This window comes from Shewanella sp. 6_MG-2023 (assembly GCF_030547195.1).
GTDB lineage: Bacteria > Pseudomonadota > Gammaproteobacteria > Enterobacterales > Shewanellaceae > Shewanella.
On the sequence record NZ_JAUOQU010000001.1, the window covers coordinates 181,534 to 207,158 of the forward strand.

Annotated in this window: 26 protein-coding genes; 12 read left to right on the forward strand and 14 right to left on the reverse strand. The window is 40.5% G+C overall.

All coding sequences use genetic code 11. The features are described from left to right. Positions 1 to 134: 134 nt before the first annotated feature. The 3 genes from Q4533_RS00840 to mutY form a co-directional block, all read right to left on the reverse strand. Positions 135 to 1,937 carry an aryl-sulfate sulfotransferase gene (locus tag Q4533_RS00840; protein ID WP_303501349.1) on the reverse strand — a complete coding sequence of 601 codons (1,803 nt, stop codon included), beginning with the start codon at positions 1,935 to 1,937 and terminating at the stop codon, positions 135 to 137. Between the two features lie 322 nt (positions 1,938 to 2,259). After that, positions 2,260 to 2,538 (reverse strand): oxidative damage protection protein, encoded by a 279-nt coding sequence (locus tag Q4533_RS00845; protein WP_102440634.1) that lies wholly within the window; start codon positions 2,536 to 2,538, stop codon positions 2,260 to 2,262. Between the two features lie 9 nt (positions 2,539 to 2,547). Beyond that, complete coding sequence (gene mutY, locus Q4533_RS00850) at positions 2,548 to 3,684, reverse strand: A/G-specific adenine glycosylase (protein WP_303501350.1); 1,137 nt, start codon at positions 3,682 to 3,684, stop codon at positions 2,548 to 2,550. A gap of 163 nt (positions 3,685 to 3,847) precedes the next feature. Between mutY and trmB the strand changes: the two genes are divergently transcribed. The 5 genes from trmB (at position 3,848) to Q4533_RS00875 (ending at position 8,565) form a co-directional block, all read left to right on the forward strand. Further along, positions 3,848 to 4,564, forward strand: a complete 717-nt coding sequence (gene trmB, locus Q4533_RS00855; protein ID WP_102440641.1) for a tRNA (guanosine(46)-N7)-methyltransferase TrmB — start codon at positions 3,848 to 3,850, stop codon at positions 4,562 to 4,564. A 55-nt stretch (positions 4,565 to 4,619) separates the two neighbouring features. Beyond that, positions 4,620 to 4,946 (forward strand): 50S ribosome-binding protein YggL, encoded by a 327-nt coding sequence (locus Q4533_RS00860; RefSeq protein WP_102440632.1) that lies wholly within the window; start codon positions 4,620 to 4,622, stop codon positions 4,944 to 4,946. Between the two features lie 8 nt (positions 4,947 to 4,954). Then, positions 4,955 to 5,869: a glutaminase B gene (gene glsB, locus Q4533_RS00865; protein WP_102440631.1), complete on the forward strand. Its 915-nt coding sequence runs from the start codon at positions 4,955 to 4,957 to the stop codon at positions 5,867 to 5,869. Between the two features lie 398 nt (positions 5,870 to 6,267). After that, positions 6,268 to 7,077, forward strand: coding sequence for a YggN family protein (locus Q4533_RS00870; protein ID WP_303461713.1), 810 nt, complete (start codon positions 6,268 to 6,270; stop codon positions 7,075 to 7,077). 546 nt (positions 7,078 to 7,623) lie between these two features. Continuing rightward, positions 7,624 to 8,565: a LysR family transcriptional regulator gene (locus Q4533_RS00875; RefSeq protein WP_102440629.1), complete on the forward strand. Its 942-nt coding sequence runs from the start codon at positions 7,624 to 7,626 to the stop codon at positions 8,563 to 8,565. A gap of 659 nt (positions 8,566 to 9,224) precedes the next feature. Here the strand turns inward: Q4533_RS00875 and Q4533_RS00880 are convergent. The 8 genes from Q4533_RS00880 to Q4533_RS00915 all read right to left on the reverse strand — a co-directional run bounded on the left by Q4533_RS00880 (position 9,225) and on the right by Q4533_RS00915 (position 16,813). After that, positions 9,225 to 11,114: a DUF885 family protein gene (locus tag Q4533_RS00880; RefSeq protein WP_303501352.1), complete on the reverse strand. Its 1,890-nt coding sequence runs from the start codon at positions 11,112 to 11,114 to the stop codon at positions 9,225 to 9,227. 353 nt (positions 11,115 to 11,467) lie between these two features. Then, positions 11,468 to 12,619, reverse strand: coding sequence for a radical SAM family heme chaperone HemW (hemW, locus tag Q4533_RS00885; RefSeq protein WP_102475648.1), 1,152 nt, complete (start codon positions 12,617 to 12,619; stop codon positions 11,468 to 11,470). Positions 12,620 to 12,624: 5 nt separating this feature from the next. Then, positions 12,625 to 13,224: an RdgB/HAM1 family non-canonical purine NTP pyrophosphatase gene (gene rdgB, locus Q4533_RS00890; RefSeq protein ID WP_303461708.1), complete on the reverse strand. Its 600-nt coding sequence runs from the start codon at positions 13,222 to 13,224 to the stop codon at positions 12,625 to 12,627. A 308-nt stretch (positions 13,225 to 13,532) separates the two neighbouring features. Beyond that, entirely contained in the window at positions 13,533 to 13,967 is a 435-nt protein-coding gene (locus Q4533_RS00895; protein ID WP_102440625.1) for a DUF4426 domain-containing protein, read from the reverse strand. A gap of 213 nt (positions 13,968 to 14,180) precedes the next feature. Next, entirely contained in the window at positions 14,181 to 14,480 is a 300-nt protein-coding gene (gene yggU, locus Q4533_RS00900) for a DUF167 family protein YggU (protein ID WP_102440624.1), read from the reverse strand. Positions 14,481 to 14,522: 42 nt separating this feature from the next. Continuing rightward, a complete protein-coding gene (locus Q4533_RS00905; protein ID WP_102440623.1) occupies positions 14,523 to 15,074 on the reverse strand; it encodes a YggT family protein in 552 nt (183 codons plus the stop codon). An 86-nt stretch (positions 15,075 to 15,160) separates the two neighbouring features. Continuing rightward, a complete protein-coding gene (gene proC / locus Q4533_RS00910; protein WP_102440622.1) occupies positions 15,161 to 15,979 on the reverse strand; it encodes a pyrroline-5-carboxylate reductase in 819 nt (272 codons plus the stop codon). 138 nt (positions 15,980 to 16,117) lie between these two features. Continuing rightward, positions 16,118 to 16,813, reverse strand: a complete 696-nt coding sequence (locus tag Q4533_RS00915; protein WP_303501354.1) for a YggS family pyridoxal phosphate-dependent enzyme — start codon at positions 16,811 to 16,813, stop codon at positions 16,118 to 16,120. Positions 16,814 to 16,848: 35 nt separating this feature from the next. Here Q4533_RS00915 and Q4533_RS00920 point away from each other — a divergent pair, with 35 nt between their 5' ends. The 5 genes from Q4533_RS00920 (at position 16,849) to hemH (ending at position 22,184) form a co-directional block, all read left to right on the forward strand. Further along, on the forward strand, positions 16,849 to 17,886 hold the full coding sequence (locus Q4533_RS00920) for a type IV pilus twitching motility protein PilT (RefSeq protein ID WP_076542380.1): 1,038 nt from the start codon (positions 16,849 to 16,851) through the stop codon (positions 17,884 to 17,886). Between the two features lie 11 nt (positions 17,887 to 17,897). Next, a complete protein-coding gene (locus Q4533_RS00925; protein ID WP_102440621.1) occupies positions 17,898 to 19,010 on the forward strand; it encodes a PilT/PilU family type 4a pilus ATPase in 1,113 nt (370 codons plus the stop codon). Between the two features lie 188 nt (positions 19,011 to 19,198). Further along, on the forward strand, positions 19,199 to 20,320 hold the full coding sequence (locus tag Q4533_RS00930) for a hypothetical protein (RefSeq protein WP_303501355.1): 1,122 nt from the start codon (positions 19,199 to 19,201) through the stop codon (positions 20,318 to 20,320). Positions 20,321 to 20,479: 159 nt separating this feature from the next. Next, positions 20,480 to 21,025 (forward strand): glutathione peroxidase, encoded by a 546-nt coding sequence (locus Q4533_RS00935; protein ID WP_102475766.1) that lies wholly within the window; start codon positions 20,480 to 20,482, stop codon positions 21,023 to 21,025. A 145-nt stretch (positions 21,026 to 21,170) separates the two neighbouring features. Further along, positions 21,171 to 22,184, forward strand: coding sequence for a ferrochelatase (gene hemH / locus Q4533_RS00940; protein ID WP_303501357.1), 1,014 nt, complete (start codon positions 21,171 to 21,173; stop codon positions 22,182 to 22,184). Positions 22,185 to 22,253: 69 nt separating this feature from the next. Here hemH and ruvX read toward each other — a convergent pair whose 3' ends face one another. The 3 genes from ruvX to yciH all read right to left on the reverse strand — a co-directional run bounded on the left by ruvX (position 22,254) and on the right by yciH (position 23,842). Beyond that, complete coding sequence (ruvX, locus tag Q4533_RS00945) at positions 22,254 to 22,676, reverse strand: Holliday junction resolvase RuvX (protein ID WP_102440617.1); 423 nt, start codon at positions 22,674 to 22,676, stop codon at positions 22,254 to 22,256. A 128-nt stretch (positions 22,677 to 22,804) separates the two neighbouring features. Further along, entirely contained in the window at positions 22,805 to 23,365 is a 561-nt protein-coding gene (locus tag Q4533_RS00950) for a YqgE/AlgH family protein (protein WP_102440616.1), read from the reverse strand. A gap of 147 nt (positions 23,366 to 23,512) precedes the next feature. After that, positions 23,513 to 23,842, reverse strand: coding sequence for a stress response translation initiation inhibitor YciH (gene yciH / locus Q4533_RS00955; protein WP_102440615.1), 330 nt, complete (start codon positions 23,840 to 23,842; stop codon positions 23,513 to 23,515). Between the two features lie 389 nt (positions 23,843 to 24,231). On the opposite strand from yciH, the gene Q4533_RS00960 reads away from it, so the two are divergent. Both Q4533_RS00960 and rfaH read left to right on the forward strand, forming a co-directional pair. Next, positions 24,232 to 24,792 carry a DUF4136 domain-containing protein gene (locus Q4533_RS00960; protein WP_102475764.1) on the forward strand — a complete coding sequence of 187 codons (561 nt, stop codon included), beginning with the start codon at positions 24,232 to 24,234 and terminating at the stop codon, positions 24,790 to 24,792. A gap of 247 nt (positions 24,793 to 25,039) precedes the next feature. Beyond that, complete coding sequence (gene rfaH, locus Q4533_RS00965) at positions 25,040 to 25,531, forward strand: transcription/translation regulatory transformer protein RfaH (RefSeq protein WP_102519267.1); 492 nt, start codon at positions 25,040 to 25,042, stop codon at positions 25,529 to 25,531. Positions 25,532 to 25,625: the final 94 nt, after the last annotated feature.

Here is a 25,625-nt window from a genome sequence, read left to right on the forward strand (position 1 = left end):
AGCGTTTTATTGATCTGGGATAAAGAGGCTAAGGTATTCAGCCCTTTTCCATCAAAGGGCTGAATAACATTTACTAAATAATTCTTATTGGATAATTGTTACTGGGTAACTGTTATTGAATAAGAAGCGACTCACTATTTAAGCATCTCGTTTACTCGTATAACCTGAGCGCGGTAACCCGTTGCGAACATATCGTGACTATTGATATTAATGCGCACAGCGGGTTTGGTTTCACCATAGCGATGCTCAACTAAAATAGATTTAACTTTACCTGTGGTGTCATCCATTTTTAAGTTGCCATAACCGCCACCTAAACCAAATAAACCAGCTGAGGCAAAGTAGCTCATCATGCTGTCTTTATCTTGCTGATATTTAACGATAGATGTTACTGGCGAGTAGCCTTGATAACCCAACTCGTCTTTACCGTATTGCCATACTTGGGTAACGGTTTTATTGGCCTCATCAATTTTGTATTCAACCGCGCGGGAATATTTTTCACTGGCAAACATCGGCTGACCAAGGTGTCTACCATCGCCATTATCAAATACGGTTAAAGTGCCCTTTTCAGGAACAAGATAAGCGGTATGGGACGTGTATGAGAAGTCAAAATAACTGCCTCGGCAACGACCCTTTTCATTACAGCTAAGTTTGTTACCTGTAGCATCAACTGGCGAGAGTAGCTTATCTTGGAACTTGTCACTCCAGCCTTTTTCAGGGCCTAATATCCATTTAACTTGTTTATCGCGGCCAATTTTGATTACCGCAGATTGATGACGTGAGCTAATAATGATGCTGTCATCTTTAGGGTCGTAATCAATTGAGTTTACATGGACCCAGTTACGGCCAGTTTCAACCCCATGAATGTCGCCATAAGGGGCATTCTTTAAATCTTCCAGAGTCGTTTGATGACCTGCTTGGTCAATATTCATATTCAAGCAAACTGCGCCAGCATCAAGGGATAATAAGGCTGCATCACGCAGTGGGTCTAAAATAGTATTAAGATCCCAGTAATCAACTAATTTACCTGTGTTATCAACCTCAATGATTTGATCGCGTATGGTGTTGACTAACATGCCATCAGCGCGGCGATAATCTTTGGCGGCGGCGCGAATAAAGATGTTACCGTTGGCGGCTTCAATACCTTCGTGTGATGCATCGATAAAATTTCCCGGTAAATTGTGCTCTGAAATCATTCTTCCCATTAATGACATCTTTTTCCAGCCTTGGCCCTGTACCCACACCATGTTGCCGTCTTTAGTGACGTTCATACCCATGGCGTAACCTGCGCTGTCATAATTTTTTGAGTTATGGGTGGTGTAAGGATTCAGGTACCAACGAATATCACCAGCGGTATCGATAATGAAAAACCCTGGTTTCCCATCCCAAGAAAACGCCCCAGGTGCATCAGGATTATTGTGGGATAACTGACCCGACTTTCCGTCTGGATTGGTCCAGTTTACAAAATAAAGGCGGTCTTTAAAGTCAGCGTCAACATGTTCTACTTCGACGATGGGCGCTTTAGCCCACTGGCTTTCTGAAAAGCCCATATCAATGTCTGGGGTTAGCATTTGATACTCGTGGCTGCGCTGCTTGCCGTTTTCAGTCCATTTAATTGTAAAGGTGTTCATAAAGGCAGGGTAGAGACCAAAAATGGGTACGCCACCTTCATCCATTACCCGCATATCATCAACTTGATAGTTTATGCTGACACCAGTTTCACCTTTGGCATGTATGGTGACATCCACATTGGAAATTTTATGGCCATTAAGAGTCACTAAAGCCGTTAGTGGGGCATTTTCATAGGGATTATGAATGATATAACCCAATGGCGCATCTGCCACTGGCATTGGCTTCATCCCCATGGGGTCTGCATTAACATTATTGATTGAATAAAGCAGTGACAAGGTCAATGCTGTATAAAGTATTGGCTTTAGCATGGGCACACTCTGAAATTAGTTATAGCGGCAGTATACCTTGGCATAATCGATAATAATGCAGTGTAACTAACAGAAAGTGTTATAATTTTTTACTTTTGATTAATAGCTCACGAAATAAGATTTTTAACTAAATTTAGGGAACTTTTGTGAATAGGCTGTGGAGTAACAACTATTTAAAAGCTATGGGGAAGTTAATTACAATTGTCTCAAAAGTGATTGGTAATTGATGCGAATAAAAAAGCCTACTTTATATCAACACGCCGTTAGCGGTTTTAAAGTAGGCTCTTAAGCTATTCAGCTAGCTAAGGGGTTAGCTATTTAGTTACTCGTCTTCACTTGGAGGTACATAACCTTCAACGGCAACATCTTTGCCTTCAAATAAAAAGCTAACCATATTCTCTTCAAGTAGTTTACGGTCATCAACATTCATCATGTTAAGTTTGTTTTCATTGATTAGCATGGTTTGTTTTTTCTGCCAAAGTGCCCACGCTTCTTTACTGATTGAATCAAAGATACGCTTGCCTAGATCGCCAGGGTAAAGTTGAAAATCTAAACCTGGAGCTTCTTTCTTTAAATATACGCAATTAACATTACGAGCCATGATTATTCCTTAAAGGGATTCCTTGACGGGATCTACTGCTAAAAGAGCGGCTAAGTTAGATAAAATCCGCTCAGTTGCTGCGGCTAATCCAACTTTCGCGGGATGATGTATGTTATACCAGAGTGTCTGATTTTGTTCCATTACACTTGAGTCAATTTGAGGCGATTGTTGATTTTCGCCGAGATTAACTAAGATAGGCTGAATATCTAAATGAAAATGACTAAAAGTATGTCTAAATCCTGCAAGCCATTGTGATTGTTTATTATTGTTGTTTTTTGCTGCGGCATATTCATTGCTACTGTGATTAAACCCATTAGCACAGATATGTGCAAGCAGCGCCGCCTCAGTATCAAATTGAGGAAAACACCATAAGCCGCCCCAAATGCCTGCTGGTGGTCTTTTATTAAGAATGACTTCACCATCTTTATGCAGTACTAGCATCCATGCAGATTTTACTGGAATGGTTTTTTTAGGCTTTTTACCGGGGAATTCTGTCTGTCGGCCAGCAAGCTGCGCTTTACAATCAATTGCAACAGGGCATTGAGCACAATTGGGTTTACTGCGAGTGCAAACCGCAGAGCCAATATCCATCATGGCTTGGTTAAATTTAACCACATCTTTTTGCGGGGTTAACTTATCCGTTAAGTGCCATAATTGTTGTTCAACTGCTTTTTGACCTGGCCAACCTTCAATTGCGCCGTGACGGGCAAGTACCCGTTTAACGTTTCCATCTAATATTGAATGATGCTGACCAAGGGACAATGACAAAATGGCCCCAGCAGTCGAGCGGCCAATACCCGGTAAGGCTATGACTTCATCTAGCGCTTCAGGAAACTTGCCTGCATGTTGCTCACAAACTGTTTTAGCCGCTTTATGCAGATTACGGGCGCGGGCATAATAGCCTAACCCCGTCCAATGATGCAGTACATCATCTTCGCTGGCATTGGCAAGGGCTTTAATGTCGGGAAAGCTTTGCATGAATTTTTCATAGTAGGGGATAACAGTGGCAACTTGAGTTTGTTGCAGCATGATCTCTGAAATCCACACTCTATATGGGGTTTTATTGATTTGCCACGGTAAGGTCTTGCGTCCGTGTAAATCGTACCAAGCGGTGATCCGCTCAGAAAAGGAGTTAACTTTTTTCATCAGCGCAGTGTATATGGAGAATATTCTATAAACAAGGGAGCCTGTTAACTGATAAATACTTTAGTCATGGTGATTTTAAGATATACTTAGCCACTATTATTGGAACAAAGATGAAACTTTGAATAGTCGGCAATTTAAACGCTATTCAAATGATGAGGCATACATGAGCGACGTTACCACCGCTGAATTTAACGAAGATGGCAAATATATTCGTAAAATCAGAAGTTTTGTATTAAGAGAAGGCCGTTTAACCAAAGGCCAAGCAAACGCAATTGAAGCACATTGGCCTGCAATGGGTTTAGATTACACACCAGAAGCGATTAATTTAGCTGAAGTGTTTAAGCGTGATGCTGATACCGTATTAGAAATTGGTTTTGGTATGGGTGCATCTTTAGTTGAAATGGCTAAAGCGGCTCCTGAGTTAAACTACATTGGTATCGAAGTACATAAACCAGGTGTTGGCGCATGTTTAGTTGATGCCGGTGAAGCTGAAATTACTAATTTACGTGTTTATCATCATGACGCGATGGAAGTGCTTGAAAACAGCATTGCTGATGGCTCACTTGCCCGAGTACAATTATTTTTCCCAGATCCTTGGCACAAAAAACGTCATCACAAACGCCGTATTGTGCAAGCTGAATTTGCGCAATTAATTCGTCGTAAGCTTAAGATTGGCGGTGTTTTCCATATGGCAACAGATTGGGAAAACTACAGCGAGCACATGTTAGAAGTGATGTCTGTGGCTGAAGGTTATAAAAACCAATCAGCAACCAATACTGTAGTTGAACGTCCAGATCATCGCCCGCTAACTAAGTTCGAAGCCCGCGGCCATCGTTTAGGTCATGGCGTTTGGGACATAATGTTCGAACGTATTGCATAATTATAATAAAATATTGTTAAAATAAGCTATTTAATCAACTAACTAGGAAATAACCATGGCTAAGACCCGAACTCGCCGTTTACGTAAGAAACTACGCGTTGATGAATTCCAAGAATTTGGTTTTGATATCAACTGGACTTTTGATGAGTCAATTTCTGAAGCAGATATTGATAAAGCTGTTGATGAGTTCATTGAACAAGTCATTGAACCTCGTAAGCTAGGTTTCCATGGCGGCGGTCATAAAATGTGGGAAGGCATTATTGCAACACAAGAGATCGGTAAATGTACCGAAGAAGATGTTGCTGCTGTTAAAGCCTTCTGGGAAGCGAAAAAAGTGCCACAACTTGAAGTTAGTGCACTGTACGACATCTGGTGGGGCTAATATAGCTAATGCCTGAGCAAATATTGCTTGATGAAGTGGTCGACAAGGTTCGGCCACTTATTGGTTTAGGGAAAGTCGCAGATTATATTCCTGCATTGGCTGACGTAGATCCAAACAAAATAGCAATAGCAGTCACTGGCGCAGATGGTCACACCATTGGCGCTGGGGATTATCTTGAGCCGTTTTCCATTCAATCTATCTCCAAAGTATTCAGCCTTACTTTAGCGCTAAGTTTGTACTCCGAAGATGAACTTTGGAGCAGGGTAGGTAAAGAGCCTTCAGGTCAGTCGTTTAACTCATTGGTTCAAGTTGAGCTTGAACGAGGCATTCCAAGAAATCCATTTATTAATGCTGGTGCATTAGTGATAGCAGATTTAATTCAAGCGCGCCTTGGTGCACCTAAGCATCACTTGCTTGAAGTGGTTAGAAACCTGAGCGAAAACCCTCACATACTTTTTGATAAAGTGGTGGCTAATTCAGAATTTCAGTTTAGTGCCCGTAATGCCTCTATTGCCTATTTAATGAAGTCATTTGGTAATTTTAACGGCGATGTTGATACAGTATTAAAGAGCTATTTTCATTACTGCTCATTAAAAATGAATTGCGCTGACTTATCAAAAGCGATGTTTTATCTCGCCAATCGCGGTAAAAGCCTAGCAGGGGATCAAATCGTTACCCCAGTACAAACCAGACAGCTAAATGCACTGCTTGCTACCTCAGGTTTATATGATGGCGCAGGTGAGTTTGCTTATCGGGTTGGTATGCCAGGTAAAAGTGGTGTTGGCGGCGGCATTATTGCGGTGATCCCTGGGGACATGTCTATTTGCGTATGGTCGCCTGAACTTGATCAAAATGGCAACTCACTGGCAGGCACTCGCATGCTTGAGCATTTATCACAATCATTAGGTCGCTCAATTTTTTAAACTCGCTTATGTTGCTGGGCAAGTTTTTTATGCCCATTTTCAAATGTTAAGCTTGAAATCATCCATTGTCTTTTTAGTATCCTCATCCACGAGTTTGAAAATCATCTATTCTTAAATCTACCCATATAATAGCGATGATGAAAATTACCAACATTTGGCTTATTTCACACATAGTTAATATAAATCCAAATCTAAAAGCTAAACCTATTAGTTATTACCTGCTTTAAGTTATTGATAAAAAGCTTATTTATGTTTTTGGCACAGCCTGTGCAATAACTTGGTATCAGTCTAATTAACATTGAAACTAGATATCAAAACGTTGGCAGTAGCTTAGTGAGCAGTTTAGCCACTCGCCCCATTGATTATCTACATAACGATTAACAGCAAGGATAGAGCTAATGAATACCCAAGGTTTATTTAAAAGTATTGCACTAACTGGTTTGATTTTTACCGCAGGGGCTATGACGCCTGCGGTGGCCAAAATGTCCCTTGAAGATAATCAATGCAACGTGACCTTAAACTATGATGTTACCGTTGAGCCACAAAAATTATCCTTTAGCGAAAAAGGCGCTGAGGTTTACCGAGTCGAACTTGGAAAGTTATATATTGATGGCAACCAAGTTGCACTAAATGATAAGCAAGCAGCTTTGTTAGCTGATTATTCGGAGCAAGTATCTAAACAGATCCCAGAGGTAATTGATTTAGTTGATGATGCTGTTATTTTGGCAACAGATGCAGTGAGCATGGCATTAACCCCTATTTTTGGCGATGCCACCGCGGCTAAATTGGATGAGCTTTTAGCTGGAATTCAAAGCCGTGTTGACCAAGCAGCATATCAACAAGGGGATAAGTTTTATCTTGGCGCGACAGAGTCTTCGTTAGAAGAAGCATTTAATGAAGAGTTTGAACAAGAAATGGAGCAAATGATTAAAAACTCCATGGGCAGTTTTATGATGGCGCTAGGGGCTGAAATGATGTCTTCAGAAGGCGGAAGCTTTGATGAAAAAATGACTGCCTTTTCAAGCAAAATGGAAAGAATCGGTGAAGATGTTGAATTGCAGATTTCTGAGCAATCAGAGGCCATAGAAGCTAAAGCCAAAAAAGTCTGCGGTAACTTTGAGCAGTTAATGGTGCTTGAAAGTGAATTACGTCAATCCATCCCACAGCTATCTTCTTATGAATTAGCGACATTCTCAGATACTGAGTAGCGGTAACCTTGTAAGTTCTAGCATTGTCAAAATGCACCTGACCTTCCCCTGTACCTTGTGCAGGGGCTTTTTAGTTAAACCATTCCTGCTTAAATTACCAATCAAAAACTTCGCCCGCCAATCAAGCTCTAGTTAACTATCTGTTATTTGCGCTACTTTGTAGCGAGATATGCTAGCCGAGCTAGTCGTTTTTTGTCTAATTGCCACCGTTCAAGTTGAGAAAATGTCATTAATATTACAGTTTATCGTAGATTTGTTCTGATAAAAAAATTGTATATTATAAATATAGAGCCATTTATACAATTTTTGGTATACTCCTAAAACTATAAAACTGTATGGCGTTAACCAATTAACTTGTTGTTTTAGTTTTGGTTGGCTATTCATGATAATGGACTATCGAAATTTAATTTCTTTTTGGGTGAGTGGCGCAACGTTTAAAGAACCATATAAAGTAGGTGGCGTTTATGCAGCATTGTCTGTAATAAGCGACATTACTTGGAACTCAAAAAATATTTTTAATGTCGTAAACAGCTTAAGGCGACTCCAATGTTAGAACTATTAGAACCTATTGCTATTTTTACTCATGTTGCTAGAGCCGGGAGCTTCAGTGCCGCTGCCAGAAGGTTGAGTATATCTAAGTCCAAAGTAAGTACTCAGGTTGCTGATCTTGAACATAAACTTGGGGTTCAACTCATCCAACGTACTACACGTAGTTTAAGTTTAACTGAAGCGGGTAACTTGCTTTACATACAAGGTGAGGAGTTATTACGTGATGCAGAGCAGGCCGTTGCTAGTGTGCATAATCTAAATGATGCCACCCGTGGTGTACTTAAAGTCGGTATTTCTCAGTCTTTTGGTACCATGCATATTATTCCTGCATTACCTGAGTTTATGGCACGACATCCAGAGCTTGAGCTACAAGTTAGCTTACTGGATCATAAAGTCGATGTGGTTAGTGAAGGTTTAGATTTACTTTTGACTATGTCTGAGCAGCTACCATTAGGTATGGTTGCAAGACCATTAATGAAGTGTCAGTTCTTATTAGTGGCATCGCCAGAATATATTGCCCAACATGGCAATATTTCTCGACCTGAACAACTTGTTGATCATAACTGTCTAGTCTACCAAGGTGAGTGGCATGAGCACAGCATGTGGCAGTTTAAGAAAGCTGATGATTACTGTGAAATTGGTGTTTCTGGTAACTTCCGGGTTGATAATGCACCAGCATTAAAATCGGCCGCGGTTAGCGGTTTAGGTATTGCCTACCTAGCAAGTTATTTACTTGAAGATGAAATCGAACAAGGTACATTAGTGCCGTTATTACCTGATTGGCAATTGACCAACAACTTACCACTACAGGCTGTTTACCCAAGACGTAAGCACCTTGCCCCTAAAGTAAGTGCATTTATTGAATTTATTAAAGGTCATATTGGTACTACACCTTATTGGGATGGTAAGTTTGATCATTTATACAAATTACGTAAATAGCCATTCAATGGGGTTTCTAAGTCAGTAACTAAAACTGGAAACATTGTTCGAATTTTAAAACAAAGTCGCAACTTAAGTTGCGACTTTTTTATTTGCATAATAAAAACAATAACTTGATTGTCTTGTGGTTGAAAAACGCTCAGGTTGTTTCTGTGCTGAGTTATTAATGGAGTGTAAAAAGCTGCTTGAACTCTGTTCTTAAATCAATACAATAGATTTCAGTTGATTCGGAATGATTTGAGTCACGCATCTTGTTGAGAAATGACCCCTTTTCAGCTTTTTGTGCAAATCAGCAACTTCGCAAGTTTTGAATCACTGCTGGCAGAGGTTTTAAAATCAGAACAATGCCGGCTTTGAAACCATCATCCTAGTTTTAATTGGTTTACCCCAGACATTGTGCTGGGGTTATTTTTTCTGCCCTATAATATCCGCTTAATTTGTTTACTCTCTCGCCTTTGTACTTTTGTTCTCTTTTAAGCTGCCAATTGAATATATTTGTCGGGTATAGCATTTGTTAATGCACTCGTTATTGAACTTGTTATTGCCTTGGTAATTTATAGAGTGGCGCTCATTACTTAGATTTCATTACTTAGGCTTTAGTACGAGCCAAAAAGAAGGCCACTAAAAAGTGGCCTTAGATAACTTAATCGATTGGTTGATTAACCGCGATTTGAGTCTGCTGATTGGCTTAATAGCTCAGGTTTATTGGTTTGATTAATCCAATTGTCCACTTCAGCTTCTAATACATCTAATGGTACAGGGCCATTTTGCAGTACTAGGGTATGGAACTGACGAATATCAAACTTGTCACCTAATTTAAGCTTGGCGTTTTCACGTAGCTCTAACACTTTAATCATACCGACTTTATAGGCAGTAGCTTGGCCAGGCATCACCACGTGGCGTTCTACCATTTTAATGGCATCAGACTTAGCATTTGGGGTGTTGTCTACGTAGTATTGGATACCTTGCTCACGAGTCCATTGTTGAGTGTGGATCCCTGTGTCTACAACCAGACGACAAGCACGCCATAGCTCCATCGCTAAGCGGCCAAAGTCAGAGTAGGGATCAGCATACAAGCCCATTTCTTTAGGGAAGTATTCAGTATAAAGACCCCAGCCTTCAATATAGGCAGTATAGCCACCGAATTTTCTAAATTTAGGAATACCTTCCAGCTCTTGGGCAATGGCAATTTGCATGTGATGCCCAGGGATCCCCTCATGATAAGCCAAGGCTTCCATTTGGTAAGTGGGCATTGCTTTCATGTCATACAAGTTGGCGTAGTAAGTACCAGGGCGTGAACCATCGGGAGCGGGTTGATCATAGAATGCTTTACCAGCAGACTTTTCGCGAAAGGCTTCAACAGGTTTAACGATTAATCCGGCTTTAGGTTTAATATTAAACACTTCACCTAAGCGTGACTCCATATTATCAATTAGGTCTTTAGCTTCGGTAATGTAACGAGTTTTACCTTCATCGGTGTTGGGGTAATAAAATTGTTCATCATCACGCATGAAAGCCATAAACTCGGCTAAGTTGCCGGTATAATTTACTTTTTTCATGATCGCACGCATTTCATTATGAATACGTTCAACTTCTGCTAAACCTAACTGATGAATTGTTTCAGAGCTCATATCAGTCGTCGTAATACGATTTAGACGAGTATTATAAAAATCTTCGCCTAAAGGTAACTTCCACACCCCATCACGGCTATCAGCTTTGGCTTCTAATTCATGTAAATAGCTGATTAAATTGTCATACCCAGGTTTTACACTTTTAATTAAGGCTGTTTTAGCTGCCGCCAATAATTCATCTTTTTGAGCTTGGGTAATATCGAGCTTCTCGATTTTACGGTTAATATCACCCCATAGGGTGCTTTTAACTTCAGTATCAGTAAAAGGTGCACCCTTGATAATATTTTCGCTGTCTGAAATCACATAAGGGAAGACAAACTTTGGCGCGATAATATTTTTATCGGCGCGAATTTTTAATGCATCGATCACTTGCTCAGTTATATGCTTTACACCGTTTAAACGGCTAATGTAAGCCTGTGCATCACTGACATTTTCAACTTGATGTTGATTGATAAGGAAGGTAGCAATAAACGAATGACTACCACGCATCTGGTTTACAGGGTAATTATGGTAACGCCATTTATCATCGCTGATTTGCTGCTCTAAGCCTTGTTTCATTAATTTGTAGCTAAGTGCCGTTTGCTTGTCTAACTTAGCAACATTAATAGTTTCAAGTTGTTTTAAATGCTTTTTAGCTCTGGCTAAGTCTTCGTCAGCAGATTTATCACTAAAATCACCCCATTTGTCATAATCAGTTTTGATGCGTAAATAGGTTTGGGAAATCGGGCTAGCCATTACATTTTCCATGAACATACTTTCAAACAGCTCATTGGCTTTTTCTGACTCGGTGGTGGCTGTTTTAGTGGAGGCTACTGTATTGGTTAAAGGTTGGTGCCCTGCAGTGTGGGCGATTGCGGCGTTTGATAATAAGCTGGTTAAAGCAACGGCTATTAATGTCGTTTTTGTTGTTAGTCGCATAGGGTTTCCGTTAGCAAAGTAATAGAACAGGAGATCGATTGATATCCTAAATGACACAAGCATAAATGTATAACGTGAAATGTTAGCAATTGTGTCTTAAATGTTGCTGAATTTACAGGGTAAATGCGAAATGATTTATTTAGTGACTTGCAGGCACTTTGCTTAAAGCGCCAAGCTTAATGGGCAAAGGAAATCAAAAAAAGCCTAATGCATTAACCTTGTTTTATAAAGGTAATCCATCAGGCTTTTATATAGGCTAGTAATAAATAGGCTAGTAATAAATATGCCAGTAATAAGTAGACTAGTTATATAGGCTAGTAATAACTTTAATAAATCAGCTAGCTATAAAGTAGCTAATCTAAAAACTGCGACAAAATATCATTAACAAACATATGGCCTTTGGCGGTTAATTGCCAATGGGTCTCAGTTTCGGTTAATAAGCCTCTTTTAATTGATTTAGCAATACCTTCATCAAGCTCTGACACAGGTAAGCCGGTGCGCAGTTCAAATTCAGTTTTAGGGATAGCCGTCATTAACCTGAGTCGATTCATTAAATATTCAAGGGCGCGATCTTCAGCTAGCACTTCAGTAGTTTCACTGGTGTAATCTGACGTTGCTAGATAACCCTTCGGATGCTTAATTTTGACGGTGCGAATAATCTTATTGAGCTCAGGTTGAGTAATCTTGCCATGGGCGCCGCAGCCAATCCCCAAGTAATCGCCAAACTGCCAATAATTGAGATTATGTTTGCACTGAAATCCATCTTTGGCATAAGCAGAGATTTCATATTGCACATAGCCAAGTGCTGCTAGCTTCTTCTGTCCTTGCTCATAGATATGCCACAAGTTTTCATCGTCAGGCAATTGTGGCGGTTTAGAGTGAAATAAGGTATTTGGCTCTATGGTCAGTTGATACCAAGATAAATGCGGTGGCATTAACCCAGCAGCAGTATCGATATCGGCCATGGCTTCATCAAATGACTGATTCGGTAAGCCGTGCATTAAATCTAAGTTAAAGCTGTTGTAACCTGCATTACGGGCTGTATTAGCAGCGGTAACGGCTTCATCCTCATCATGGATACGGCCAAGAAGGTTGAGTTTATCTTTTGAGAAACTTTGCACCCCAATGGACAAGCGCGTCACCCCTGCAGCGCGATATGCGGCAAAGTCATCATGCTCTAACGTACCCGGATTGGCTTCCATGGTAATTTCAATATCATCTTCAAAACCAATGGCGGCTTCAGCACCGGCTAGAATGCGCTGTATTTGGGTGGCTTCAAATAAAGATGGCGTGCCGCCACCAATAAAAATGCTGTGAAGTTTTCGCCCTTGTACATAGTGAAGGTCGTGATTGAGATCGGCTAAAAGTGCATCAACATAAGCTTGTTGCGGTAATACTCCATGCTGACCATGGGAGTTAAAATCACAATATGGGCACTTTTGAACGCACCAAGGGATATGGATATATAAGCTCAGTGGTGGCAGAGATAATTTCGCTGATTGCATGATAGTTACTTAATAATCCCTTTGGCTTTCATAGCGTCTACAAGCAAAGTAAGTGCTAACCCACGGTGGCTCAACTGGTTTTTTTGCTCACTTGAAAGCTCGGCAGCCGAAATATCAAACCCCTGTGGAATAAAGATAGGGTCGTAGCCATGGCCTTGCTCACCTTGAGGGCTCAATCCTATAGTGCCTTCCCATGCCGCTTGGCAAACTATTGGGGTTGGGTCTTTAGCATGGCGCATATAAACCAATACACACTGAAAGCGTGCTTTGCGCTGTGTTTTGTCTGCTAATGCAGCAAGTAATTTAAGGTAGTTGTCTTGCTCGCTGGCGCCTTCGCCGCCGTAACGGGCTGAATAAATCCCCGGTGCGCCTTGAAGGGCATCAACTTCTAAACCAGAATCATCTGCGATTGCGGCTTTACCAGTGATTTCTGCAGCGTGGCGGGCTTTAATAATGGCATTTTCAATAAAGGTGGTGCCTGTTTCAGCCACTTCTGGAACGTTAAATTGGTTTTGCGGTAAAACCTCAATATCAAATTGGGCTAGCATCTGATCAAACTCTGTTAGTTTACCTTTGTTACCGCTTGCTAAAACAATCTGTTGCATGGAATACCTTTTTATTAAATAAGGGGGCTGATGTTTTAAATAGTGCTTATGGGGTGAGCAGGCTTTGCAGTAAACTAAAACTCACATCAAATAAGTGGCATCTAGCCTTAAAAAAGGCTTAGTTTTCGCCTTGACTGGCTATTTAAATTTTCATCAATGAAATTGGCCTAATGATACCTAAGCACTGAGTTGATAGACAGCAGCAAAGGATAAAATAGCTATGATTTGCGCAACTAAATAAAAAGCTAAACCTTGAGGTTTAGCTTGTTAAAAGTGCAAAATCATTTGAAATAAGCCGCTGTTTAGCCTTATTCCACATAAAATTTTTGTTTGAACTTTAACGATGTATTGAGCTTATTGCCGTACTTTATCGTCAGGTTAAAGTTGATTTGTTGATCGTCTCGGTATGGCACTTGGGCGATATAATAAATAGCATCGCCTTCACGGATTTCTTTAAACTCTAAATCCATTCGTGCATCAAGTAAGTTGTTGGCTACGCCAGCGATTTCAACAGCAACGGCGGGATTACCTTCTTGACTGGTATCTAACACTGCAATATTGACAATACCGTTGTAATTACTGCGTTCAATACCATAGGTTTTGGCAATAGCAGGGGTAATAAAGGTACTACCTAATGCCATGTAATGAATATCATAATTACCGACAGTCTGTTTTTGTTCTGCTTGAACGGTCGTTAGGGTACTCATTAAAATGACAAAGCTACATAAAAGGGTGCGAAACATAATCTAAATCCTTGATCGACTCTGTGTTGCTAACAACTGGCTTAATTGACCTAGCGGGTTAGTTTAGCCCTAGGTTAGTTAATCGTCGCGACGAAAGAGTTGATTCACTAATTGGAATGTAGACTTAAGTATAGAGAATTTTTAGCCAGATCACCCGTAATTGGATCATTTTGATGGATGATTTCAATAATGGATGATTTCACTAATCGATGCTTAGTTGCATTGGGCTATTATCTGCGATATTTCAGGCGGGATCTTTAACGGGCTAAGTATCTTCACTTGCTTATGACGGCCTTGAAGCCCTTTTAGAAGCATCACATCAGACTTTGGCACTTTAAAGGCTTTGGCTAAATACTTTATCAGGTGGCTATTGGCTTTACCGTCGATTGGCGGGGCTGTGATGGCGATTTTTATTTCATCACCATGTAAGCCCACAATTTTATCACGGCTGGCCTTAGGCTGAATATAAAGGTTCAGCAACAGGTTACTCTGTTGCTGAATAACGACAGGCATTAGCTTAAGCTCGCTCGGAGGTTAAAACGGAAAACATGAACTTTAAACCTGAGCCCAAAATGGAATGTATTGCGCTAACAAAATATTAAGGAAGTTCATTGCAATCAGCACTAACATCACCGATAAGTCTAAACCACCCATAGGAGGCAGGATACGACGAACAGGGGCTAAAAAGGGTTCGGTAAGTTGATCCATTACCATCACAATCGGGTTGTGACCTTGGTTAAACCAGCTAAGCAGTGCGCGCAGAATGAGTACCCAAAACAGTAATACTCCAGCTTCTTTTAATACTGAAACCACAGTAAGAACACCAAGCATTAATGGGTCAAATAGCGCAGCAGGTGTCATAGCGGTAAGTATTGAATATTTTATAAATACCACCAATAAGGCCAGTACGATTGATGCGGTATCAATACTGCCCATAGACGGCAATACACGGCGCATTGGGGCTATGATAGGTTGAGTGGCTTTAATCACAAACTGGCTAAATGGATTGTAAAAATCAGCTCTGGCTAATTGTAGCCAAAAGCGCAGCAGGACTATCATAAGATAAAGACCAAAAACGGTATCGATTAAGAAATGTAGTGCATTCATTGAGTGTGCCTTAGTTGATCTGAAGTTGATCTAAAATTGAACTGAAAATTATCTTCACGGGCTATTTTCCATTAAATATCGTTTGTTTAAAATGTTTTTGCCATTTCTTGTGCCCGTTTTATGCAGTTTGTCATAGCTTTATCCACTAAACCGCGTAAATCGCCTTGTTCGAAGGTTTCAACCGCTTGAGCTGTAGTGCCGCCTTTTGAGGTAACATTATTACGCAAGGTTGCTAATGAAAGTTGTGGATTTTGAATCACCATTTGCGCCGCGCCTAATGCCGCCTGCTGGGCAAGCGCTCTTGCTGTGGTTTCATCCATGCCAGATTTAATGCCATGGTCAATCATAGACTCAATAAACAAGAAAAAATAAGCCGGTGAACTGCCAGCTAATGCAATCACTTGGTTAAGCTCGTCTTCTTTTTCAACCCAAACTATTTTGCCACCACTTATCATTAAGGTTTCGCAAATTTGTTTATGCTCTGCTGAAATGGATTCATCGGCGTATAAGCCTGTCATACCCACGCCAATTTGCGTTGGTGTATTAGGCATAGTGCGAATAAGGTTAATCGGTTGCTTAAAATAATCGACATAGCGCGCCGCAGGAATGCCTGCAGCGATAGTGATTAATAACTTTTTTGATAAATCTAACTGACTTAGTTGTTCACACACCATTTGCATTAACTGCGGTTTTACGCTGAGTACAATCACATCTGCATCATCTGCAGCAGCAATATTGTCGTGAGATACACCAATATTAAAATCGGCTTTTAACGCATCTAATTTACCAACACTGGGATTGGTGGCGTGAATACGATCTGCTGGGTAACCATTACTGACTAAACCACTGATAATTGAGCGGGGCATATTGCCTGCACCGATAAAACATACTTTTGCTTGAGTCATATTAAGGGTCACTTTTAATTTTTATGTCGGCTGTTATTTGCTAATTGCTTATTTACTAATGTTTGGGCTATTGCTTACTAATACAAGCAGTAGCGGATAAATTTTAATTAATGATTTGGCGTTTTTGGACTTTAGGGTTTATGGGTAATCTCGAGCGCCAAATATTGCGGTGCCAATTCTGACCATGGTAGAGCCATGCTCAATCGCCACCGCCAGATCATTACTCATGCCCATTGATAGGGTGTCAATGTCAGGGTATTGGCTTTTTAGCTGCGCAAAAAGCTGTTGCAGTTTGGCAAATTCTTGGCGTTGCAGAGCGATATCGCTGGTGGCAGTCGGTATGGCCATTAAGCCTCGTAAAGTCAAATTAGGGAGCGATGCTATCACCTTAGCTAAAGCGCTAACCTCGGTCGCTATCACCCCTGACTTTGATGCCTCTTCACTGATATTAACTTGAATACACACTTGCAACGGCGCTTTACCTGCTGGTCTTTGGTCATTGAGGCGCTTAGCGATTTTTTCACGACTTAAAGTGTGCATCCAATCAAAATGATCGGCAACAATACGCGACTTGTTGGACTGCAAAGGGCCGATAAAATGCCACTCAATATCACAATAGTCATCTTTTAGTGCGAGGACTTTTTCTTCGCCCTCTTGGACATAATTTTCACCAAAGCAGCGCTGGCCCGCTTGATAAGCCTCAATAATAGCCGATATGGGCTTAGTTTTACTGACGGCAAGTAAGGTGACTTCTTCACTATTACGTGAACAATTTTGCGTCGCTTGTGCAATTTGGCTCTGGGCGATTGATATTCGGTCTGCTATTGTTGTCATATTGTTTTGATTTGTTTGAATGGATGTCATTAGTCATGGAAATAACTGAGTTACTTGCCTTTAGTGTAAAGCACAATGCATCAGATCTACACCTTTCTGCCGGTGTTTCTCCGATGATTCGCGTTGATGGTGAAGTGAGAAAAATCAACTTACCCGCATTAGACCATCAAGCTGTTCATGGATTAGTCTATGACATCATGAATGATAAACAGCGTAAGGACTTCGAAGAACATTTAGAAATCGATTTCTCGTTCGAAGTGCCAAACCTTGCCCGTTTTCGTGTTAACGCATTTAACCAATCCCGTGGGGCTGGTGCCGTTTTCCGTACCATTCCCAGCGATATATTATCACTTGAGCAGTTAGGCGCTCCTGAAATTTTCAAAAAGATTTCAAGCTTCCCTCGTGGATTAGTCTTAGTAACAGGGCCGACAGGTTCTGGTAAGTCTACAACACTAGCGGCGATGGTGGATTATATTAATAATGAACGCCATGACCATATTCTGACCATTGAAGACCCAATAGAATTTGTGCACCAAAATAAGCAATGTTTGGTCAACCAACGTGAAGTGCATAAACATACCCATAGTTTTGAAGCGGCGCTTCGAAGTGCACTGCGTGAAGATCCCGATGTTATTCTTGTGGGTGAGATGCGTGACCTTGAAACCATTCGCTTAGCAATGACAGCAGCAGAAACCGGTCATTTAGTTTTTGGTACCTTGCATACCACTTCAGCGGCTAAAACCGTTGACCGTATTGTTGATGTATTCCCTGCAGGCGAAAAGGACATGGTTCGTACTATGTTGTCTGAATCTTTGCAGGCGGTTATATCGCAAACCTTAATTAAAAAGGTTGGCGGCGGCCGAGTGGCAGCTCACGAAATTATGATGGGCACGCCAGCTATTCGTAACCTTATTCGTGAAGATAAAGTCGCACAAATGTATTCAGCTATTCAAACGGGTATGTCTCATGGAATGCAAACCCTTGAACAGTGTCTACAAAACCTAGTCAATCGCGGCCTTATTAGCCGTGATGATGCCATGTCAAAAAGCTCTAACAAACAAGCTAACTTTTAAAGGAAAGTAAAATGGATGTGCATCCTTTTTTAAAGGTAATGGTTGACAGAAAGGCTTCAGATTTATTTATTACTGCAGGCTTTCCGCCCAGCGCCAAAATTGATGGTGAGCTAAGACCACTATCGGATAATAGCTTTAACCCTGAGCAGTCATTAGAGTTTGTTGAATCCTTAATGACAGAGGTGCAAAAGAAGGAGTTTCACGAGTCTCGTGAATGTAACTTTGCTTTTGCTGCAAAAGATTTAGGCCGTTTCCGTGTCAGTGCTTTTTGGCAACGTGAATCACCCGGCTGCGTGATGCGCCGAATTGAAACCAAAATTCCTGAAGTTGATGACTTAAAACTACCGCCGATCCTTAAAGACTTAGTGATGAGTAAACGTGGTTTGATCATCATGGTGGGTGGCACTGGTACTGGTAAATCAACTTCGCTGGCAGCATTAGTGGGTTATCGTAATGCCCATGCTCGCGGGCATATTTTGACCATAGAAGACCCAGTAGAATTTGTTCATGACCATCGCAAAAGTATTATCACCCAGCGAGAAGTCGGTATTGATACTGATTCATTTGATGCCGCGCTTAAAAGTTCGCTGCGTCAAGCGCCCGATGTGATTTTGATTGGTGAAATTCGTACTCAAGAAACCATGGAGTTTGCCTTAACATTTGCTGAAACAGGTCACTTATGTATGGCGACCTTGCATGCTAACAACGCTAACCAAGCGTTAGACCGTATTATGCATTTAGTGCCTGAGAGCAAGCATAACCAGCTATTGTTTGATTTATCATTAAACCTTCGCGGTATTGTGGCGCAGCAATTAGTGGCAAAATCTGATGGTAGTGGCCGTAGGGCAGCAATCGAAGTGTTAATTAATACCCCACGTATAGCCAGTTTAATTGCTAACAATGAGCTGCATTTACTCAAAGAAACCATGGCTAAATCAAGAGAGCAGGGCATGCAAACATTTGACCAAGCCTTGTTGGATTTATATCTTGAAAAAGAGATTAGCTATGCCGATGCATTACATCACGCTGATTCACCCAATGATTTACGCTTAATGATTAAACTGCAAAGTAATGAAGCTAACTCGTCAGGGATGATGGATGGGGTGACATTTGATATGAATTAACGGCTAATGTTGGTTGTGCTTTTAACTATGTGTTCACATTAGTGTTAATCTCCATTGATATTATTAAATATTTTATAAAAAGGCCAAGGCGTAAGCCTTGGCCTTTTTTAACGTTACAAATACTTACCATTTACAGTCTGCTAATTTGCTATAATAACAATCCAACCAACTACCCCCCTAGGGATCCCATGTTTTGTTTCAAAAAAAACGTATTAGCAACATCGCTAATAGCGGCATTTACACTTATGTCATCTTCGGCTCAGGCTGTCAGTATTAATGATGAGCTCGATATTGGTGGGGCAGTAAGGGTAAATTATGGTTGGCAAGATTACGCTGATGGTAATGGCACGCTTGAGTTTGAACTGTTTAGAGCTGATGTAAATTACAAATCAGACAGTGGCTTATTTGCCTCAGCCCAATACCGCTGGTATGAGTATATGGATGTGGTACACCATGCTTATATGGGTTATCAATTTGATGAAAACCAAAAGGTGCAAGTGGGCGTTACCCAAGTTCCATTTGGTGTGATGCCAGTGGCTTCTCATTCATTTTGGTTCGGGGCGACCTATTATCTGGGCTTAGAAGATGATTATGATGCTGGTATTCATTATCAATACCAAGGCAATGGCTGGCGTTATGATGCCGCATACTTTGTTAATGATGAGTATGGCGATGGCAGTCGTTTCGATCGTTATTCATTTGATGTTGGCACGACTGAAGATTCACCTTATCAGGAAGCGGGTCAATTAAATTTACGTATTGAAAAAAGCATGGGTGATGAATTTAAAAGTAAAGTTGGCGCGTCATTCCAATATAGCAATTTAGAATATGTAGCAGATGGCTTTGAAAATGCAGCTGAAGGCGAAGATACCACAAGTATTACTGCAGCTGTACATTGGCAGTTAGATTGGCAGCAATGGCAATTACAAACTCAGTATATTCATTATGACTATGATTTAGACAACCGCAACCGCATCACCTTAGCTGCTTTTGCCGCGCCGTTTGAAATTGCCGCTAAAGCCGATGTGGTAACGTTGAACTTATCGCGTCAAATTGATGTGGATTGGGGCCCGATTAGCCAATTAAACTGTTACAACGATTACAGTCAGGTGGTCGCTTCTGGTGAAGGCTTAGATGACTCTATTCAAAATGTCACCGGTTGTATGATTGCTGCCGGTAAGTTTTATTCATATGTCGACTGGATTGCTGGCAAGAATATGTGGTTTGCTGGTGGCGATGGGATTGGCATTGATAATGGTGATACCGCTTGGCATTCTCGGCTCAATATTAATGTTGGCTTTTATTTCTAAGCCCAGTGTATCAGTTTGATCTGATACGCTTATTAAAACGTATATGTACTTGTGGCCTGTGTAGTCAAAACTTTTTGTCAAAGTGGCGTTAAAGCAAAAGCCGCAAGTATGATTTACCTTAAATAGATTATTTTAGATATATGTTGGAAAGGAATCAAAATGAACAAACTCTTATTATCAGCAGGCTTAATCGGTTTAAGCTTTAGCGCTTTTTCAACGAATTCAATGGCTAATAGCTGTCCTGAATACCTTAATGTAGAAGCCAGAAAATTACATTCTGAAGATACGGTCGATTTATGTGAGTTAACCGCAGGTAAACCAGTATTAATTGTTAATACCGCCAGTAACTGCGGTTTTACACCGCAATTTAAAGCACTTGAAGCGCTGCATCAGCAATATAAAGATGATTTAGTGGTCATTGGTTTTCCATCGGATGATTTCTTTCAAGAAGAAGATGATGAAGCCAAAACCGCAGATGTGTGTTTTTTAAATTACGGCGTGACATTCACCATGGTGTCGACCTCTGCAGTCAGAGGCAGCGATGTTAACTCGGTATTTTCTTATTTAGGTGAAAAATCAGCAGCGCCTAAATGGAATTTTTATAAATACCTTGTTAGCGCAGACGGTGAAAGTGTGCAGCAATTCAACTCTCGAGTAAAACCAGATAGCGAAGAGTTGAAAAAAGCGATAGAGTCAGTGCTATAAATAATAATATTGCTAATAAAGCATAAGCTTGCAGATAAATTTGCGTGGCTATTATTAGCATGACAAATAGCCGTTATTGGATGATGCCTTAAGCAATAAATATTTAATCGGGCATCATCAATAATCACTTTTCTCGGAGTCAATCTTGTTCAAATTTTCTGGATTAAGTAAAGAAGTCGGCCACAAAACCCGTGGCAAAACCGGTGTGCTGTTAATGAATTTAGGCACCCCTGATGAACCTACCGCCTCAGCCGTTCGTCGCTACCTCGCAGAATTTTTATCTGATCCTCGGGTAGTCGAAATCCCTAAATTAGTGTGGATGTGTATCTTACACGGGATTATTTTAAGAGTGCGACCAGCAAAATCTGCAGCACTTTACAAAGAAGTATGGACCAAAGATGGTTCGCCTTTAATGGATATTAGCTTACGTCAACAGGCCAAGCTTGATGCCTTGTTTAAGCAGCACGATGTCGATGCATCAGTGCATTTATCCATGCGTTACGGTAACCCATCAACCCCAAGTGTGTTACAGCAAATGCACAAAGACGGAATTGATAAGATTATTGTTTTACCGCTTTATCCTCAATATGCCGCACCTACCACGGCGTCAGCCTTTGATGCTATTGCCAAAGAGCTATGTAAATGGCGCTATATTCCAGCGCTGCATTTTATTAATACCTACCATGACGATCCTAACTTTATTGATGCATTAGCTAACTCAATTCAAGCGGATTTTGACGCAAATGGAAAACCGGAAAAGCTAGTGTTGTCTTATCACGGTATGCCAGAACGTAATCTGCATTTAGGCGATCCTTACTATTGTTTTTGCGTTAAAAGTACTCGCTTAGTGGTCGAAAAACTAGGTTTGACGGAAGACGAATATGTGATGACCTTCCAATCACGTTTTGGTAAAGCCAAGTGGTTACAGCCTTATACCGATGCCACCATGGAAGCGTTACCAGGCCAAGGCATTACCGATATCGCAGTTGTTTGCCCTGCATTTAGCGCAGACTGCTTAGAAACATTAGAAGAAATAAAAGGTGAGAACCGCGAAGTATTTGAACATGCCGGTGGTAAAAAATTCCGCTACATTGAATGTTTAAATGATAATGATGACCATATCAATATGATGGCCAATCTGGTGAAGCCTTATCTTTAATTAATGCAATGGTGAACAATAAAAAAGGAGTCAGTTGACTCCTTTTTTGTGTCTAGAATTTAAAGCTAGTTATGAATACTGGTTTTCGAAATAGCTTTCGATAATCAGGACTGCAGATACTGCATCAACTTGGCCTTTGGTGAGCTTTTTATAGCCGCCTAATTCAAATAGTCTTGCTTTGGCGTCTGTGGTGGTGAGGCGCTCATCTTGAGTGACCACTTTTACCCCAAAGCGGCCACTAATGCGATTGGCAAATTTTCGCGCCCGCTGAGTCATCTCTTGTTCGGTACCGTCCATATTAAGCGGTAAACCAACAACGACTAAATCAGGTTGCCACTCTTTTAGTACCGCTTCAATTTCATCCCAATTAGGGATGCCATCATTGGCTTTTATGGCCGAAATTGGTGCCGCACTTGACGTGATTTCCTGGCCAACCGCAACACCGATACTTTTGGTGCCAAAATCAAAGCCTAATACTGTTTTAGATTGCATGTTGTTCTCTGGATAATCGTAATAATGAGTATCGACAGTTGCAAAGCCAATTGATTAACTGACAGCAATTGAAGATAAATACTTGGCGTTTATAAACATAAATTGGTGTATTAGCGAGTTTTAAAAGCTTAAGAGTGACCAACTTGTGATGATATTTGCCAAATATCAAAGCCTAATTGTTTGGTGGCTTGAGTCCAAAGCTGATTATAGTCTTGGTTAAAAACCAGTTCGGGTGTGGCTTCAATAGTTAACCAGGTGTTTTCAGCTAACTCTTCTTCTAACTGGTTTTTGCTCCAACCAGCATATCCTAGAGCGACAATAAATTGTTTTGGCGACTCTTCAGTGCCTAGGGCATTAAGCACATCTCGTGATGTGGTTAGCATGCAAAATTCACTTACGGGCTCACTATTAACCCAATCAGTTTGTGGCGTATGCAATACAAAGCCTCTGTCGGTATCAACTGGGCCGCCTAAAACTACCGATTCTTCAAGGGGTAGGCTTAATTGCACTTTTTTAGCTAAGCCAATTTGCTCTAGCAGCTCATCAATAACGATATTGGTTGGCCGATTGATCATTACGCCCATGGCGCCTTTATCGTTATGCTCGCAAATATAAATGACAGCACGCTCAAAAAAAGACTCATCTAAAGAGGGCATAGCAATTAACAGATGACCTTGTAAACTGTCCATTATTTATCCTTTTGAAAAACTAGGTGTCAATTTAACATACATACTTAAATGCCCTTAAACCCGAGGTTGTGATTTAAGCTTGATTGGCGATTGCTAATACTTAGACTTAGGCAAATACTAATATTAAATGTAAGTATTAGCGTAGGCTTAACCACCAGCAAGTTTGACCGTATAGTTCATTTTCTCTAGCAAGGTTTTGATTTTTTCACGGTCATCAGTTTGCACTTCAATATTGAACTCTTTTACCGTACCCCCACAACCACATTGTTTTTTAAGTTTTTGCGCTAAGGCTTTTAACGCTTTAGCATCAAGCCCAAGCCCTTTAATGATACTAACGCCTTTTCCTTTACGGCCTTTACTGTCTTTATGGATGCGGACAATGCCGTCACCTACTGGAATTTGCTCTGTTGGCTTTTCTTGAGCAATTTTACCGCCATCGGTGCTATAAACTAAAGAAACATTAGGATCAATACGCATAGGTTCACTTGTACTTTAAAATAAATAATCAATACACACAGTTTAACAAACTAACTGAGTTGGCTAAAGCAGCAAACGACCCCTCTAGCGGATAATCTAGCTGTTATCTTATTGGCGAGCACTAAGTGAATTCACTAAGCTCACTCATTAAGTCCATTAACTAAGCTCATTAACTAAGCTCATTAACTAAGCCCATTCACTAGGTAAGAATCATTTTCGCGGTGGTTAAGGCTAAAGCTTGCTGTTAAACATTTAGAAAACTGGCTAAAGCGACTATTGTTAATATTATCAGTTGATGATTATAGTTTAGCTAGGTAAGCTATTTATTAGCCTCATTAAAATGTATTTAATACAGAAACAGCCAGTTTGGGTTGTTATTCGGAGTTATTATGAAAAAGTTATTTGTTGCTGCAGCGGTTTTAGCATTAAGTGCATGTAGTACCTTAAAAACCAATACCGATTTTGATCCAGCCGTTTCATTTGACCAATATAAAACCTACTCTTGGGTCGAAAAGAAAAACCAAGATGCAAGTTATCATCTGGATGGCTTAATGGACCAACGTGTTCGCGATGCTGTTAACAACGAACTTGGGCAAAAAGGCTTAACAAAAGCAGACATTACTGAAGCTGACTTACTGGTTAACTACTTAACTAAAGTCGATAAGAAAATTAATGTCGACACCTTCAATACCAGTTTTGGTTACTACCCATATTATGGTCGTCGTGGCTGGGGCGGAGCAGGGATGAACACCCAAACCACAGTACGTGAATACGAAGTCGGCACCTTAATTGTTGATTTAATCGATAACAAAACCGGCAATTTAGTATGGCGCGGCAGTGTTGCAGATACTATCCGCAATAAAAACACCCCAGAAGAGCGAGTACAAATCATCAACTCGGCGATTTCACAAGTGATGTTGAACTATCCGCCACAGCCTGAAACAAAATAGGCTTTATTATTAGTTAAGTTACTCTTTATGATTAAACCGTATCTAATCTTGATACGGTTTTTTATTATTGTTCATTGAAAGCCCCCTTACGACGCCACATAAGTAATACAATTGAACACTTTTGTATCAATTTGCAGCATTTGAAATATTAAATATCAAAAAGCTTTCACTTAGATTACTGGCTTTGATAAAATACTGCACTTGGTGATAATGGACGTTACCTCGAATGATATTAAGTGAGTAGAAAATGAAGTCATGGTATTTGTTATATTGTAAGCCGCGCGGTGAAGTTAGAGCGCAACAAAACTTAGCATTACAACAAGTCGAAAGTTACTTACCTATCATTCAAGAAGAGAAAACCTCAAACGGAAAGACCAAACTCGTCGATGTCCCGCTATTCCCATGTTATTTGTTTATCTATTTTGACCCACTAGAAGTCAGTGTAAGCCGTATTCACTCAACTCGCGGTGCAAGTCGCATCATTGGTTGCAGTGAAACAATGACACCGATTGATGATCGAATTATACAAGCAATAAAAAACAGAGTTTCAGTTCACAAGCCTGATGTTGAAAGTGATTTAATCGCAGGTGATAAAGTTCAGTTTACTGACGGGCCATTTGTAGACTTAGAAGCCATCTTTGAAGAAAAAAATGCTCAAAAACGCTGTTTTGTATTGTTTAATATCATGGGGCAACAAAAAAGAATGTGTGTAGATAGTAGTAGCATTAAGAAAATTTAATGAGACACATTAGTTAAATTACAGTTTCAAGTTGTTACGCTCTGTTTTTTTACAATTTTTTGTGTGCGGATGATTAAGTTTTTGCATATTGAAT